Source organism: Micromonospora sp. (genome assembly GCF_048594385.1).
GTDB classification, from domain to species: Bacteria; Actinomycetota; Actinomycetes; order Mycobacteriales; family Micromonosporaceae; genus Micromonospora; species Micromonospora wenchangensis.
Window position 1 is genome coordinate 1 of sequence record NZ_JBMDWU010000084.1, and the last position, 15,542, is coordinate 15,542.

Annotated in this window: 10 protein-coding genes; 8 read left to right on the forward strand and 2 right to left on the reverse strand. The window is 71.4% G+C overall.

Annotated elements, in window-relative coordinates; all coding sequences use genetic code 11:
- Positions 1–600: septum site-determining protein Ssd (gene ssd / locus ACOJTC_RS03920; protein WP_420115779.1), on the reverse strand; the 600-nt coding region annotated here is incomplete at its 3' end.
- Positions 601–1,030: 430 nt separating this feature from the next.
- On the opposite strand from ssd, the gene ACOJTC_RS03925 reads away from it, so the two are divergent.
- The 5 genes from ACOJTC_RS03925 to ACOJTC_RS03945 all read left to right on the forward strand — a co-directional run bounded on the left by ACOJTC_RS03925 (position 1,031) and on the right by ACOJTC_RS03945 (position 6,491).
- Positions 1,031–1,879: a hypothetical protein gene (locus ACOJTC_RS03925; RefSeq protein ID WP_420115780.1), complete on the forward strand. Its 849-nt coding sequence runs from the start codon at positions 1,031–1,033 to the stop codon at positions 1,877–1,879.
- Between the two features lie 803 nt (positions 1,880–2,682).
- Positions 2,683–3,495 (forward strand): HAD family hydrolase, encoded by an 813-nt coding sequence (locus tag ACOJTC_RS03930; RefSeq protein ID WP_204925795.1) that lies wholly within the window; start codon positions 2,683–2,685, stop codon positions 3,493–3,495.
- Between the two features lie 217 nt (positions 3,496–3,712).
- Entirely contained in the window at positions 3,713–4,606 is an 894-nt protein-coding gene (locus tag ACOJTC_RS03935) for a hypothetical protein (protein ID WP_420115781.1), read from the forward strand.
- Entirely contained in the window at positions 4,603–5,964 is a 1,362-nt protein-coding gene (locus ACOJTC_RS03940) for a methyltransferase (RefSeq protein WP_420115782.1), read from the forward strand. Before ACOJTC_RS03935 ends, ACOJTC_RS03940 begins: the two co-directional genes overlap by 4 nt.
- Positions 5,859–6,491 carry a TetR/AcrR family transcriptional regulator gene (locus ACOJTC_RS03945; RefSeq protein ID WP_420115783.1) on the forward strand — a complete coding sequence of 211 codons (633 nt, stop codon included), beginning with the start codon at positions 5,859–5,861 and terminating at the stop codon, positions 6,489–6,491. The genes ACOJTC_RS03940 and ACOJTC_RS03945 overlap by 106 nt, the downstream gene beginning before the upstream one ends.
- A 48-nt stretch (positions 6,492–6,539) precedes the next feature.
- On the opposite strand, the gene ACOJTC_RS03950 is transcribed toward ACOJTC_RS03945, so the two are convergent.
- Positions 6,540–7,286 carry an oxidoreductase gene (locus tag ACOJTC_RS03950; RefSeq protein WP_420115784.1) on the reverse strand — a complete coding sequence of 249 codons (747 nt, stop codon included), beginning with the start codon at positions 7,284–7,286 and terminating at the stop codon, positions 6,540–6,542.
- 214 nt (positions 7,287–7,500) lie between these two features.
- Here ACOJTC_RS03950 and acs point away from each other — a divergent pair, with 214 nt between their 5' ends.
- From acs to ACOJTC_RS03965, 3 genes are all read left to right on the forward strand, one after another.
- Entirely contained in the window at positions 7,501–9,465 is a 1,965-nt protein-coding gene (gene acs / locus ACOJTC_RS03955) for an acetate--CoA ligase (protein WP_357925502.1), read from the forward strand.
- Positions 9,466–9,691: 226 nt separating this feature from the next.
- Positions 9,692–12,487 (forward strand): immune inhibitor A domain-containing protein, encoded by a 2,796-nt coding sequence (locus tag ACOJTC_RS03960; RefSeq protein WP_420115785.1) that lies wholly within the window; start codon positions 9,692–9,694, stop codon positions 12,485–12,487.
- A gap of 371 nt (positions 12,488–12,858) precedes the next feature.
- Positions 12,859–15,249: an immune inhibitor A domain-containing protein gene (locus tag ACOJTC_RS03965; protein ID WP_420115786.1), complete on the forward strand. Its 2,391-nt coding sequence runs from the start codon at positions 12,859–12,861 to the stop codon at positions 15,247–15,249.
- Positions 15,250–15,542 lie beyond the last annotated feature (293 nt).

Genomic DNA, 15,542 nt, shown 5'->3' on the forward strand with positions numbered 1-15,542 from the left:
CGGCGGGTCGACCCGACCGTCGGCGTCGGTGAGCGACGGCCAGCGCAGTCCGTCCAGATCCTCCCAGCCGAGCACCAGGTCGAGCCCGCCGCCGAGCGGGTCCGCGTCGACCAGCAGGGTCCGCAGCTGGGCGCGGGCGGCGGTGACGGCCAGGCCACCCGCGAGGACGCTCGCCCCGGCCCCTCCCCGGCCGCCGAGCACGGCGACCGTCCGGGCCGGGGCCGCCGGTTCGCCGCCGGGCGCGCACTCGGTGAACCGGTCGACCAGCCATGGTTCGGCGGCGGGCAGGGTGGCGACGTGCTCGGCACCGATCAACTCGGCGATCTCCCAGCCCGGGTCGAGTTCCCCCGACCGTCCGACCAGCACCGTCCGGGGCCGTCGGGGCAACCGGGCCCGCAGGCAGGCCTGGGCCTGGTCACTGCCGATGAGGACCAGGGGCGCGGGGAGCCAACGGGACCGGGCGGCGGCCGGATCGGCAGCCACCTCCACCTCGGTGCCGCCCGCCGCGGCGAGCCGCAGCAACTCGTCGAGGAGGTCGCCGTCTGAGGTGACCAGCAGCGGCAGTCGTCGGTACGGCGGAAGGGAGGTACGGGGTGGCATCACGGCCTCCAGCGCTCGGGGTTGCTGGGACAGACCCTGCGCCGTCGTCGCCGGTGCGCGCCGCCGATGCCGCCTCACCTGTGGACGACGGGGCGGCCTGTGGACAACCCCCGCCACCGTCGGTGATCTGTTATGCGGCCCCGGTGGCGGGATGGCGGGTCATGCTGGTCGTCGGGGTGTCCCGGTCAGCCGTTCGACGTCTCCGTCGACCCGGCAGGAGGGGGTGACCTGCACCGGAGGCATGTCCAGCGCACCGCCCGGAGCGCCGGGACGACCGAACGACGCCGGCGGCAGCGGGACCGTCCGGGTGAAGAACGCGAAAAAATGTCCCGTTCACCCCGCCGGAGTGATTGACGGCATACCGCCTCGTACGCCGATAATCGTGACCGCCACCGCGAAGGTGGCATCCGCCGCTCTCGGAAACGGGGCCATGGCCGACTCATCCGACGACACACCCCCCACCCTGCGCATCGGTGGCTGGCTGCCGGCACCCCGGTACCGCCAGACGCTGCCGCCCTACCTCGTCCCCCCGGCCGGTCGGCATCTGATCGACGTCCCGGCGTCCGGGTCACCGGGCAACCCGTTGCCGTCCCCCGTGCACGCCGTCGAGCCCGCCGGCATCGGACGGACCCTGCTGTTGGCCGGAGTGGCGTTCGGCCTCGTCACCAGCCTCGTCCTGGCGCTGTCGCCGTTGTGGTCCGGGCCGAAGCGGAACGACGCCGCCCTCCCGATGACACCCTCGTGGGTCGCCGACCGCCCGGATCTCGCGGCCGTGGAGAGCCCCACCCCGGTCGCCGACTACTCGCCCGCCCCGGCCTCGATGGCCACCCGCGCCGCGACCCCGGCCGCACCGCCGCCGGCACCGCCCCGTCAGCCACACCAACCCGCCACGGGTACGACGTCCCGTCCCGCCGCGACCACCACGCCACCCCGGCCGACCCCGACGACCGCCGCGCCCCGCCCCACGCCGAAGCCGCCGACGAACCCGCCCGAACCGGCCGAGTTGACCCCGCTGCCGGGCTGGCAGGAACACTCGCTGCGGTCCACTTCGAACGGCCCCTCGACGTACGTCGAGTTCGTCAACGCCCGTAGTTCGCGGGTCGTCGTCTACTGGCTCGACCACCAGGGGCAGCGCCGTCAGTACAAGGTGCTCGACGCGGGCCGGTCCTACCGCCAGCAGACGTACGTGGGGCACCCGTGGGTGGTCACCGACCGGCACGGCCGGGCCCTGGCCTGCTTCCTGCCCGCCCGGACCACGATGCGGGCGGTCGTGCGGTAGCCAGGCCTGCTCCCACATCCCCTTATGGACGGCCGCCGAGCAGGGACTCTTCAGTTGAGCGGGTGTCAGCCACCCGACAGACAAATCGCGGGCCTTGTGCTATGCCGCCGCACGCGGGATGCTTGACCGGTCGATCGGCACAGCGCCGCCACAGCACAGCGGCGCCCGGCTGCAACCGGACGCCGCATTCGACTCGACCGCGTGCAACGGAAGGAGTCGGCTTGACTGTAACCCGTCGGGGCCGGGACTTTGAAGGGCCGGACAGCGGGGACGACGAGGGCCACGGCCACGTCGTCCCGGCGTACGCGCCGGAGCCCGACCGCGCACCCATCGTCGCCGGATTCGCCACCACCACCGGACCGGCAATTCGCTAGCGAAGCAGCCCCGTGCCCCGTTCCCGCGACAGGGACGGGGCTGTTTTCATCCGGTCGACCGGCCACGCACGGATATTTGCCGTCGACCAGCCACCCGGAGTCCTCGTGAAAAGGGACGACCCCCGTCGGGGGGAGACGGGGGTCGTCGAATGGTTCGGCTCCGGGGGGGTTGAGCCGAACCGGCCCGGCGGTCACGGGGGGTGCGACCGCCGAGGGTCTCTCAGCTTTCCGGTACATGAATCGTTGTCGTGGGGACAAGTCTGCCCGAGCGGACTGTTCACGTCGAGTGCTGTCGACCCCACTCATTGCGAAATTATGATCGGAGCGTGTGACTGCGATCACGTTGAGCATTCGCGGCCGGAGTGCTCCCGCAGGTCGAGGGGGTATTCACCCCAGGGCACCCGCCGACCCCGGAGCATCGGACTAGACTTGCGCGCCGTGGGCCGAAGTGCCGCTTTTTTCGATCTGGACAAGACCGTCATCGCCAAGTCGAGCGCCTTGGCATTCGGTCGGCCGTTCTACCGGGACGGGCTGATCACGCGACGGGACGTCGTGAAGTCGGCGTACGCGCAGCTGATGTTCCGGCTGGGCGGCACCGACGAGCAGACCATGGCCAGGACCAGGGATTACCTCGCCGCACTCTGCAAGGGTTGGCGGGTGGAACAGGTCCGTCAGATCGTCGCGGAGACGCTCCACGAGCTGATCAACCCCTACGTGTACGCCGAGGCCGCCGCGCTGATCGAGGAGCACCAGGCGGCCGGCCGGGACGTCGTGCTGGTCTCCGCCTCCGGTGAGGAGATGGTCCGGCCGATCGGCGCACTGCTCGGGGTGACCGACGTGATCGCCACCCGGATGAGCGTGCAGGACGGCCGCTACAGCGGCGAGGTGGAGTTCTACGCGGCCGGTCCGAGCAAGGTCGAGGCGGTCAACGAGCTGGCCGCCGTCCGGGGTTACGACCTGGCCGACTCGTACGCCTACTCCGACTCGTACAGTGACCGGCCGTTGCTGGAGTGCGTGGGGCATCCGAGCGTGGTGAACCCGGACCGGGCACTGCGCCGGCTCGCGGTGGAGAACGCCTGGCCGGTGCTGGAGTTCCGGCACCCGATCCCGCTGGGCCGGCGGCTGCGGGAGCGCCCGGCCGTCCCGGTGGCCGCGGCGGCGCTCGGCGTCGGCGTCGGGGTGGCGATCGGCATCGCCTGGTACGGCCGGCACCGCCGCACCCGCGCCGTCCAGGCCGCCTGACGCCCCCGCCCCTTCGGGCCTCCTGACCCACCGCGACCGACTCCGACCCTTCGGCACGCCTCCCGCTCACCGCGACCGGCTCCGGTCCCTCGGCCTCCTGACCCACCGCGACCAACCCGGGGCCACCCGGCACACCTCCTGCGTACCCCCCGATTGAGCGATCGCTCAAATCGCCTATGCTCGCTTTTGAGCATGTGCTCAAAATTGGGAGGTAGCGATGAACGAGCAGGATCAACCGCCCCGCCGGACCGCCGCGAACTGGGTGCTCGCCGGCCTGATCTCGGCCTTCGGCATGATCGTGTTCGTCGCCACCGTGCTCGACGGGCGGGCCGACAGCGCCCTGCTCTTCGTGCTGCTCCCGACGGCCCTCGCCGCCACCCTCGCCCTGCTGCCCGGCCGCACCGCGCACGGCCGGGTCTTCGTGATCACCACGATCGCTCTGCTGCTGGCGGCGGTCGCGCTGCACGAGGGGGCGATCTGCGTCATCCTCGCCGCCCCACTTGTCTACGCGGTGTCCCACGGGACCACCGCCCTGATCCGCGCGCGGCGCGACGCCTCCCGCCCGTACGCCGTCATCGCGGTGCCGTTGCTGCTCCTGCCGGGGCTGGAGGGCAGCGGACCGGCACCCCGGATCGCACCCGACCAGTCCGTCGAGGTGGTCCGGGTGGTGGCCCTGCCGGCCGACCAGGTGGCCGCCCGGCTCGCCGCCGGCCCCCGCCCCGTACCGGTGCGCTCGGTCCCGCTGCGGCTGCTCGGTGTGCCCACGCCCGGCCAGGTCAGCGGGGACGGGCTCGACCCGGGCGACAAGTGGATGTTCGGCTACCACGGCAGCGCACACGGCCCCGGTGGTCACCTCCTCGCCGAGGTGGAGACGGTGGGGGTGCAGCGGGTCGGGTTCCGGTTCGTCGAGGACAGTTCGATCACCGCGCGCTGGTTCCGGTGGCGGCACGCCACGCTGAGCTGGCGGGCCGTCGACGGGCGGCACACCGAGGTGCGCATCCGGGTGGGCTACACCCGGGGGCTCGACCCCTCCTGGTACTTCGGGCCGATCCAGCAGGTCCTGCTCGGCGCGGGAACGGGACACCTGCTGGACATGATGGCGCTGCGATGATCGTCGCCCGCTACCTCAGCCTGGCGGTGCCGTTGCTGGCCCTGCTCGCCGCCGCCCGGGTCGACCGGAGCCGCGCCGGGCGGGCGGGGGCGCTGCTGGCCTTCCTCGCCACCGGCATCGGCATCGCCGCCCTCGACGAGGTGGCCCGGCGCACCGGCTGGTACACGTTCACCCCGGTCCAAGGAAGCTACCGGGGCATGCCGGTCGACCTGTGGATCGGCTGGGCCGTGCTCTGGGGCCCGCTGCCCGTGCTGCTGCGCCGGAGCCTCCCGTTGCCGGTGGCGCTGGGCCTGCTGCTCTGGGTCGACGCGGTGGCCATGCCCGCGCTGCACCCGCTGGTCCGGCTCGGCCCGGACTGGCTGGTCGGCGAACTGGTCGGGCTGCTCGTGGTGGCCCTGCCGGCGCAACTGCTCGGTCGCTGGTGTGCCGACCGGCGGCACCTGGCGGCCCGCACACTGCTCCAGGTCGGGGTCTTCACCGCCCTGCTGCTGTGGTTCGTCCCCAGCCTGGCCTTCGAGGTCGGCGACGGGTCCTGGGCGACGGTGACCGAACTGCCCCGGCCCGTCCTGCTGCTCCTCGCCCAGGTGGCGCTGGTGCTGGCCGCCCCGGCGCTCGCCGCGGTCCGCGAGTTCGTCACCCACGGTGGCGGCACGCCGTACCCGTGGGACCCGCCCGTACGGCTGGTCACCACCGGGCCGTACGCCTATCTGGCCAACCCGATGCAGACCTGCGCGGTGGCCCTGGTGCTGCTCACCGCCGCGCTCACCCGCAGTTCCGCACTGGTGCTGGCGGCGGTGGTGGCGGTCGCCTTCAGTGTGGCGGTGGCCCGCCCGCACGAGGAACACGACCTGGCCGACCGGCACGGCGGGGCGTGGCGCGCGTACCGGCGGCAGGTCCGGAACTGGTGGCCGCGTCGGCGGCCGTACCACGTGGGGCCGGCGGCGGTCCTGTTCCTCGACGACGCCTGCGGTCCGTGCGCCGCGACCTGGCGGTTCGTCGCCCGTCGCCGCCCGGTGGGTCTGCTGGTACGTCCCGCCGCCGAGGCCGACGGGGTGCTGTGGCGGGCGGCGTACACCGACGGCGGCCGGTCGGAACGGGGGGTGGCCGCCGTCGCCCGCGCCCTCGGGCACCTGCACCTCGGGTGGGCGGTGGTCGGCTGGATCCTGCGGCTGCCCGGGGTCGGTTGGCTGGCGCAGCTGGTGACCGATGCGATGATCACACCGCCGCATCCGGCGGGCCCACGAGGAGGACGATGTCCGGCACCAAGCAGCGCCTCCTGGACGGCGCCATCACCGCCATCCGTACGCACGGCATCGCCGGGGTGTCCGCCCGCACCATCGCCGCGGCCGCCGGGGTGAACCAGGCGCTGGTCTTCTACCACTTCGGCACGGTCGACGACCTGCTGACGGCGGCCTGCCGGGCCAGCACGGCCGACCGGCTCGCGCACTGGTCGGACCGGCTGGCCGGGGTGGGCTCGCTGCGGGAACTGCTCGCCGTCGGGCAGGAGCTGCACGAGCAGGAACGCGAGCTGGGCAACGTCTCCTTCCTGGCCCAGATGCTGGCCGGGGCGCAGACCGACGAGCGGCTGGCCGGGCCCACCGCCGCCGCGCTGAAGCTCTGGGTGGACGAGATCGAGTCGGTGCTGCGCCGGCTGCTCGCCGGGTCACCCTTCGCCGAGATCGCGGACGTGCCCGGCCTGGCCCGGGCCGTCTGCGCCGCGTTCGTCGGGCTGGAACTCTACGACGGGGTGGACCGGGCGGGCGTACGGCAGGCGATGTCGGCGCTCGACCAGCTCGCCGTGCTCATCGAGATCGTCGACGACCTCGGACCGGTCGCCCGGCGGGCGCTGCGCTCGCGGGTGAACCGGGCCGCCCGCCGGGACTGACCGCGCACCCGGCACCGGTCGGGTGGGGCGGCGGGGACGGCCACCGGGTCAGGCGGCGGCGATGATCTCGTCGCCGACGACGGTGAGCTGGTCCGCGCCGACCTCGACGGCGGTCAGGTAGTGCCGCAGCCAGGAGCGCAGACCGTCGGGGGTGCCGGTGGCGAAGGCCCCGGCCGCGCCGACGTACTCGGGTTGCCGTTCCCGGTGGCCCACGTCGACGGCGACCAGGCCGCGCGGGTCGAACCCCCGGGACATCAGCACCAGCCGGGCGGCGGCGCGGGCCACCACCCCGGACGGGCCGGCGAAGGGCCGCAGGTTGAGCAGTTCGCCGTGCACCACGGCGGCGAGGACCAGCGGGGAGACCGTCGTCCCGCCGGCGACCAGCCCGGCCAGCCCGTCGAGCCGGGCGGCCACCACCGGGTCGGCGACCGGCCGCCCCAGCTCGGCCTTGGCGACCACGTCCCGGGCGGCGAGCACGTGCAGCCGGGCCAGCGCCTGCCGGGGGGCCTTCGGCCACAGCTCGGTCAACCCGGGCAGCGCCCCGGCCACCCGCAGCGACCCCTGGAGCACCGGTTCGGTGACGGTGCCGGCGCGGACCGCCTCGCGCTCGTGGTCGTACCCCTCCAGGGCGGCACTGGCCACCGCGCTGCGCAGGCCGACCTCGGCCGCGACCTGGCCGCCGTGGCGGCGCAGCGCGCGGTGCCCCATCGCCTGGTCGACCCGCTCGCGGGCCCGCTCGACGGCGGGGGCGATGTCGGCGAGCGCGAGCAGCGGGGCGAGCGGATCGGTGGTCACCCCGCCACGCTAACGACCGGGTGACTGCGGGGCGGACGCCACCCACCACCGGGGCGTCGGGTCCGATCCTGATCAGGGCGGCAGGGGTGGGCCGCCGAGCGCGCCGGGACGGCCGCTGAGCGCGCCGGACGGCATCGGGGGTGTCGCGGTCCCGCGCGGCCCGGACTAACCTCGGCCGGGTAGAGACGCAGGTCACCGACGAAGGAGTCACCGCATGAGCGAGGCCTTGGCCAACCTGCTGAACGAGACGCGCCAGTTCCCGCCGCCGGCCGCACTCGCCGCCCAGGCCAACGTCACCGCCGGCGCGTACGACGAGGCCGGCGCGGACCGGCTCGCCTTCTGGGAGCGGCAGGCCGGCCGGTTGGCCTGGGCCAGGCCGTGGGACGAGGTGCTCGACTGGTCGAACCCGCCGTTCGCGAAGTGGTTCGTCGGTGGCCAGCTCAACGTGGCGTACAACTGCCTGGACCGGCACGTGGAGGCGGGCCGGGGCGACAAGGTGGCGATCCACTGGGAGGGTGAGCCGGGCGACACCCGCACCCTCACCTACGCCGACCTGCACCGGCTGACCTGTCAGGCGGCGAACGCGCTGACCGACCTGGGTGTGGTCGCCGGTGACCGGGTGGCGATCTACCTGCCGATGGTCCCCGAGGCGGCGGTGGCGATGCTGGCCTGCGCCCGGATCGGCGCGACCCACAGCGTGGTCTTCGGCGGCTTCTCCGCCGACGCGTTGAGCAACCGGATCCAGGATGCCAGCGCCAAGGTGGTGATCACCGCCGACGGCGGCTACCGGCGGGGCAAGCCGTCGGCGTTGAAGCCGACGGTGGACGAGGCGGTGGCGAACTGCCCGTCGATCGAGCACGTGCTGGTGGTCCGGCGCACCGGCGAGGAGGTCGACTGGTCGGCGAAGGACCACTGGTGGCACGAGACCGTCGAGACGGCGTCGGCCGAGCACGTCGCGCAGCCGTTCGACGCCGAGCACCCGCTGTTCATCCTCTACACCAGCGGCACCACCGCCCGCCCGAAGGGCATCCTGCACACCACCGGCGGCTACCTCACCCAGGCCGCGTGGACGACGCACGCGGTGTTCGACCTGAAGCCCGACAGTGACGTCTACTGGTGCACCGCCGACATCGGCTGGGTCACCGGGCACTCCTACATCGTGTACGGGCCGCTGGCCAACGGCGCCACCCAGGTGATGTACGAGGGCACCCCGGACACCCCGCACAAGGGCCGGTTCTGGGAGATCGTCGACAAGTACAAGGTCAGCATCCTCTACACCGCGCCGACGCTGATCCGCACCATGATGAAGTGGGGCGAGGACATCCCGGCGGGCTTCGACCTGTCGTCGCTGCGCCTGCTGGGCAGCGTCGGCGAGCCGATCAACCCGGAGGCGTGGATGTGGTACCGCCAGCACGTCGGCCGGGATGAGCTGCCGATCGTGGACACCTGGTGGCAGACCGAGACCGGCGCGATCATGATCTCCCCGTTGCCGGGGGTGACCGCGGCCAAGCCGGGTTCGGCGATGACCCCGCTGCCCGGCATCGTCGCCGACGTGGTGGACGACCAGGGCCAGTCGGTGCCCAACGGCGGGGGCGGCTACCTGGTGCTGCGCGAGCCGTGGCCGTCGATGCTGCGCACCATCTGGGGCGACGACAACCGGTTCATCGAGACGTACTGGTCCCGGTTCGAGGGGATGTACTTCGCCGGGGACGGCGCCAAGAAGGACGACGACGGGCACATCTGGCTGCTCGGCCGGGTCGACGACGTGATGCTGGTGTCCGGGCACAACATCTCCACCACCGAGGTGGAGTCGGCGCTGGTGTCGCATCCGGCGGTGGCCGAGGCGGCGGTGGTCGGCGCGACCGACCCGACCACCGGGCAGGCGATCGTCGCGTTCGCCATCCCGCGTGGCACCGCCGACACCGCGGGCGAGGCGGGTGAGCAGCTCATCGCCGAGCTGCGCAACCACGTCGCGAAGACGCTCGGCCCGATCGCCAAGCCCCGGCAGATCATGCTGGTGCCGGAGCTGCCGAAGACCCGCTCCGGCAAGATCATGCGCCGGTTGCTGCGGGACGTGGCGGAGAACCGGTCGCTGGGTGACGTGACGACGCTCCAGGACTCCTCGGTGATGGAGTTGATCTCCTCCGGGCTCAGCGGTGGGAAGTCCGACGAGGACTGACGACAGCCGTACCCGACGGTGGGTGGCGGGCCGGGAGGGGCCGCACCCACCCTCTTTTTAGGGGTACGAATCGGTCGGTAGGCCGAGCCGACTCGGGCTGAACGGGCAGAGGCACCGTCGCCCCCTTCCGGGTGAGAACCCTTCTCATTTAGGTTCAGCGATATCGACTGGGTTCGACAGAGGTCTCACCGGCGATCCCTTTCCCATGCCCGAGAAACGGAGTGGCATGAACATTCTCCCGTCCACCAGGGCACGTCGACGGCTCCTCGTCGCGTTGCCCGCCCTCGCTCTCGTCGCCTCGTCACTGACCGTGACCGGCAGTGCGGCGGCCCAACCTGCCGGGCCGGCCACACCGACCCGGATCGGGGCCGACGAGCATTACCTCAACTACGCCGAGCCGGAGGTGCAGCCGGACACCGCGGGTAAGGAGGTCCGGGGCGCCGACGGGATCCGCACCCCGGCGGCGGACGAGGCCCGCGCGTACGACCGTAAGTTCGCCGGCGGCAACCCGGTGGCCGCCCGGGAGCTGGCCCGCAACGAGGCGCGGGCGATCCGGACCGGGCAGAGCCCGCGCGCGTTCAAGAAGGCCAAGAGCACCCAGACGGCCAAGCTGCTCACCCTGCTGGTCGAGTTCAACGACCAGGCCAACGACGACTTCACCGGGGTGATGGTCCCCAAGACGGTCTTCGAGGACCGTACCTGCGTGCCCGGCACCGTCCAGAACGGACCGAAGCACAACAACATCCCCAACCCGGCGACCCTGCCGCACGAGGACAACAACTCGATGTGGGTGCCGGACTTCTCCCCCGCCCACTTCGACAAGATGCTCTACACCAAGCAGGGCATCACCGAGCGGGTGCGTAAGGACCTCAAGGGACCGGACGGCAAGAAGGGTATCGACCTGTCCGGCCGCACCATGCACAACATGTACCTGGAGATGTCCAAGGGTGCGTACACGGTGGACGGGCAGGCCAGCCCGTGGATCACCGTGCCACACTCGGAGGGCTGGTACGCGGCCTCGCGCTGCTTCCAGGACGAGACCGGCGCCTGGGTCGCCGGCCGGCAGCAGGCGATGAACGGCCACCCGGACAACCCGCAGGGTGCGGGGCGGCTCGCCACCGACGCGATCGACGCGCTGGCCGCGAGCGACCCCAACTTCCCGTGGGCCGACTACGACATCGAGGACCAGGGCGACCGCGACGGTGACGGCAACGTCAACGAGCCCGACGGCGTGATCGACCACCTGGTGCTGGTGCACGCCGGTCAGGGCAAGTCCCGGGGCGGCGGCGACCAGGGCGTGTACGCGGTCTGGGCGCACTCCTCGACGGTCGCCGGTGGCTACACCATCCCCGGCACCAACCTGAAGGTGTCCAACTACATCGTGCAGCCGGAGGACGCCGGGGTCGGCGTCTTCGCCCACGAGTTCGGTCACGACCTGGGCCTGCCGGACCTCTACGACACCTCGGGCAACGCCGACTCGGACGTCGACTTCTGGGACCTGATGGCGTCCGGCTCGCACACCGGTGAGATCTTCCAGGCCCTGCCCACCCACATGGGCATCTGGGACAAGTGGGTGCTGGGCTGGGCCGATCCGCTGACCATCGCCCCCGGCACCCGGACCCGGACGGCATCGCTCGGGCAGACCTCGCGGACCCCGGTGGGCACCCAGGACGGCATCAAGATCGACCTGCCGGACAAGGTGGTCACCCTCGCCCAGCCGCACAGCGGCACCGGCATGTGGTACAGCGGCGCCGACCAGGCCTGGGCGGACGTCAAGCTCAGCCGGCAGGTGGCCGTCCCGGCCGCCGGTGACGCGAAGTTCTGGATGTGGAACAACTACGTCATCGAGGAGGACTGGGACTACGGCTTCGTGGAGGTCTCCACCGACGGCGGGGCCACCTGGGCCGAGCAGAAGGTCTACGACGCGGCCGGCGCGCTGGTCTCCACCAACGACGGTTACGCCGACCCGAACGGCCGCATGGTCGACTTCGGCAACAAGAAGTACGGCCTGACCGGCAGCACCGACGGCTGGCGGCACGACTGGGTCGACCTGTCGGCGTTTGCCGGGACGACCGTGCAGGTGCGGCTGCGGTACGCCACCGACGAGGCGTTCCAGGAGCGGGGCTGGTTCGTCGACGACCTGTCGGTCACCGGCGGCGGGGCCACCACGTTCAGCGACGACGTGGAGGGCGGCACGAACGGCTGGACGCAGACCGTCGGCACCTTCACCGACACCACGGGCGCGGGCTGGCACATCGACCCGGGCACCCAGGTCAAGGCGCAGTACTACCTGGCGGAGTGGCGCAACTTCGACGGCTTCGACATGGGCCTGAAGTACGCCTACGACACCATCTACTCGCACGAGGCGTGGAAGGTGGACCGGATCTCGTACAACGCTCCGGGCATGCTGGTCTGGTACCGGGACACGATGCTGGGCGACGTCAACCACGTCACCGGGCAGATGACCGCGCTGCCCAGCTACGGGGCCAAGGGCGGGCTGCTGATCGTGGACTCGCACTACGATCCGCTGCGGCGTACCGGTGAGGCGGCGGCGAAGGACCCGTCGGTGCTGGACAACCTGCCGAGCCGGCCGCAGTCGGCGAACGCGGCGTTCTCGCTGAACCCGACGTACCCGTTCACCGAGTGCCTGGAGGCGGCCGACGAGCCGTACAGCGCGTACTGCACCAAGTTCCCGCGGCAGCACCCGGTGTCGGGCTTCAACGACGCCAAGGGCTGGTACCCGGGCATCGAGATCCGCGACGGCTCGCCGTACGCCCGGGACAACGACGCCTCGGTGGTCGTCCCGTCGCGGGGCAACAAGCCGTACACCACCCGGGTGGTGAACCCGGACGGCACGCCGGCCACCGAGTTCTACGGCGTGACGCTGGGCGGTGGAGCGATCGTGCTCGGCACCGGCAACCCGTCGGACTCGAAGGTCCGCAACGGGGTCTCCATCAAGATCGAGTCGGCCGCGCCGGACAACTCGTACGCGGTCGTCCGGATCACTCCGGCGAAGTACTGAAGTCACGCGCCGGGTACGCCCGGCGATGCGGTGGTAAGGGTCAGTAACTGACTGATTCGGTGAACGGTGGGCCGTCGGCGGACAAGCCGGCGGCCCACTGTTTCCCGCATCCCGGCAACGGAATCGAAATACATCACTACGATTCTCCGCCGGGTCGTCCGCGCTGCTCATGACCGTTGGTGAACATCCGGTGTGTGACGGTGAAAAGCGTTCCCATCAAAATCTTGCAACAAATCGACGCGGACATCTTCCCACCCGTCCCGGCAGTGTCTATGTTCACCATGGGTCCCACTAGTGGGACGTCCATGCCGGCCCGTACCCCCGTTGGGCCGGTTCCCTCACACCGGAGGTACCACGTGCGCAAAGTCGCAGTGGGTCTGCTCGGGCTCTCGCTGACGGCGACAGGTCTGGTGACGGGTACGTCCGCCAGCGCCGCGCCGACGCCGAAGCTCCCGTCGGCGGCCCCGTCGGTCGCGGAGCCCGCTAACGCGGACCACGATCTGCCCAACCCGCTCGAAACCAAGCGGCGGGCGCTGCGTCAGGAGGGCCTCAGCGAGGTCCTCTCCGGCAAGGCCAAGGCGCAGAAGATCAACGGCAGCACGGTCGTCAAGGTCGGCAAGACCCAGGCTGCGGGCAAGAACGCCCGGACGACGGCCTCGGGCGTCGCCCAGACGCAGGACCAGTACGTCGAGCTCGGCCGCGAGCGGACCGACAAGATCTTCGTCATCCTCGCGGAGTTCGGCAACGAGCGGCACCCGAGCTACCCGGACCAGGACACGGCCCCGGCCGTCCCCGGCCCGACCCGGTTCGACGGGCCGCTGCACAACGAGATCCCGGCCCCCAACCGGGCGGTGGACAACTCCACCGTCTGGCAGGCCGACTACAACGCCGACCACTTCCGGAAGCTGTACTTCGGCACCGGGCAGGGTGACGAGTCGCTGAAGCAGTACTACGAGGCCCAGTCCTCGGGTCGCTACAGCGTCGAGGGCGAGGTCACCGACTGGGTCAAGGTGAAGTACAACGAGGCCCGGTACGGCCGTTCCAACGGCTACCCCTGCGCCTCGAACGTCTGCAACAACACCTGGGCCCTGGTCCGGGACGCCGCCAACCAGTGGGTTGCCGACCAGAAGGCCGCCGGCCACACCGACGCCCAGATCGCCGCCGACGTCAAGTCGATGGACGAGTGGGACCGGTACGACTTCGACGGCGACGGCAACTTCAACGAGCCGGACGGCTACATCGACCACTTCCAGATCGTCCACTCCGGCGGCGACCAGGCCGACGGCGACCCGATCCAGGGTGAGGACGCCATCTGGAGCCACCGGTGGTACGCCTTCGCCAGCGACCAGGGCAACACCGGCCCGGCGAACTTCCCGGCCGGCGGCACCCAGATCGGCAACACCGGCGTCTGGATCGGCGACTACACGATCCAGCCGGAAAACGGTGGCCGGAGCGTCTTCTACCACGAGTACGGTCACGACCTCGGTCTGCCGGACGACTACAACGTCATCAACAGCGGTGACAACAACAACGAGCACTGGACCCTGATGGCCCAGAGCCGGCTCGGTGCCAAGAACGACCAGGGCATCGGCGACCGGGGCGGCGACCTCGGCGCGTGGAACAAGCTCCAGCTCGGCTGGCTCGACTACGAGGTCGTGGTGGCCGGCCAGCAGAAGACCCTCAACCTGGGCCCGCAGGAGTACAACTCCGACAAGGCGCAGGGTGCCGTGGTCGTGCTGCCGCAGCGGGAGTACAGCTTCCAGAACGGCAAGCCGTTCGAGGGGACGAAGCAGTTCTTCTCCGGCAACGACGACGACCTGAACACCACGATGACGCGGACGATCGACCTCACCGGGAAGACCAGCGCCGCGCTCACCATGAAGGGTCGTTACTCGATCGAGGCGGACTACGACTACCTCTTCTTCGAGGCCAGCACCGACGGCGGCCAGACCTGGGCCACCCTGCCGGGTACCGCCAACGGCAAGGCCCTCAAGGAGATCTCCCCCGGGCGCTTCGCCCTGGACGGCTCCAGCAACGGCCAGTGGGTCGACGTCAACATCCCGATGAACGCGGCCGCCGGCAAGGTGGTGCAGTTCCGGCTGCGCTACCAGACCGACGGTGGCGTCTCCGAGGGCGGCTTCTACGGTGACGCGATCACCATCACCGCCGACGGGCAGACCGTGCTCACCGACGGTGCGGAGGCCGGTGCCGCCGGTTGGACCCTGAACGGGTTCAGCGTGGTCGCCGAGACCTACATCCGCAAGTTCGACAACTACTACATCGCCGGCAACCGGTCGTACGTGTCGTACGACCAGTACCTCAAGACCGGCCCTTACTACTTCGGTTACGCGAACAGCCGCCCGGACTACGTGGACCACTACGCGTACCAGGAGGGTCTGCTGATCTCCTACTGGAACCTCCGGTGGGCCGACAACGACACCTTCGACCACCCGGGCGAGGGTCGGAACATGATCATCGACGCGCACCCGGAGCCGCTGTACAACCTGACCGGCGCCCCGTGGCGGGCCCGCGTCCAGGTGTACGACGCGCCGTTCAGCCTGAAGAAGGCGGACTCGTTCACGCTGCACATCAACAGCGTGCCGCAGTACGTCCGCGGCCAGGCCGCGCAGCCGCTGTTCGACGACACCAAGCAGTACTGGTACCCGGAGCTGCCGAACCACGGCGTCAAGCTCCCGGCCACCGGCACCAAGATCAAGGTTGTGGAGCAGAACGGCACCTCGCTGAAGGTCCGCTTCTCCTGATCCGCTGATCAGCGCACCACCCGCTGTACCCGATGCCCGGGCAGGACTCCTGCCCGGGCATCGGCCCGTCCGGGGCCCCGACCGGATGCCGCTACAGCGTTGCCGTGGCAGGCTGGCTCTGCGCGTACCCGTGGCGGGTGCGCCGGGAACGGAGGCGACCGTGACCCACGACCGGACCCCCGCCGACCACCGGACCCCGACCACCGACCCGCCGGCCGGCATCCGACCGCCGGCCCCGCCCGCCGGCGCACCGGCCCCGGCCGCCGGCCGGCCGGCACCGCTCTCCGCCGCCC

Bases quoted from the DNA above. Each gene is read 5' to 3' on its own strand.
- ACOJTC_RS03960 (WP_420115785.1), top strand. From the start codon at position 9,692: ATGAACATTCTCCCGTCCACCAGGGCACGTCGACGGCTCCTCGTCGCG.
- acs (WP_357925502.1), top strand. From the start codon at position 7,501: ATGAGCGAGGCCTTGGCCAACCTGCTGAACGAGACGCGCCAGTTCCCG.
- ACOJTC_RS03940 (WP_420115782.1), top strand. From the start codon at position 4,603: ATGATCGTCGCCCGCTACCTCAGCCTGGCGGTGCCGTTGCTGGCCCTG.
- ACOJTC_RS03945 (WP_420115783.1), top strand. From the start codon at position 5,859: ATGTCCGGCACCAAGCAGCGCCTCCTGGACGGCGCCATCACCGCCATC.
- ACOJTC_RS03935 (WP_420115781.1), top strand. From the start codon at position 3,713: ATGAACGAGCAGGATCAACCGCCCCGCCGGACCGCCGCGAACTGGGTG.
- ACOJTC_RS03925 (WP_420115780.1), top strand. From the start codon at position 1,031: ATGGCCGACTCATCCGACGACACACCCCCCACCCTGCGCATCGGTGGC.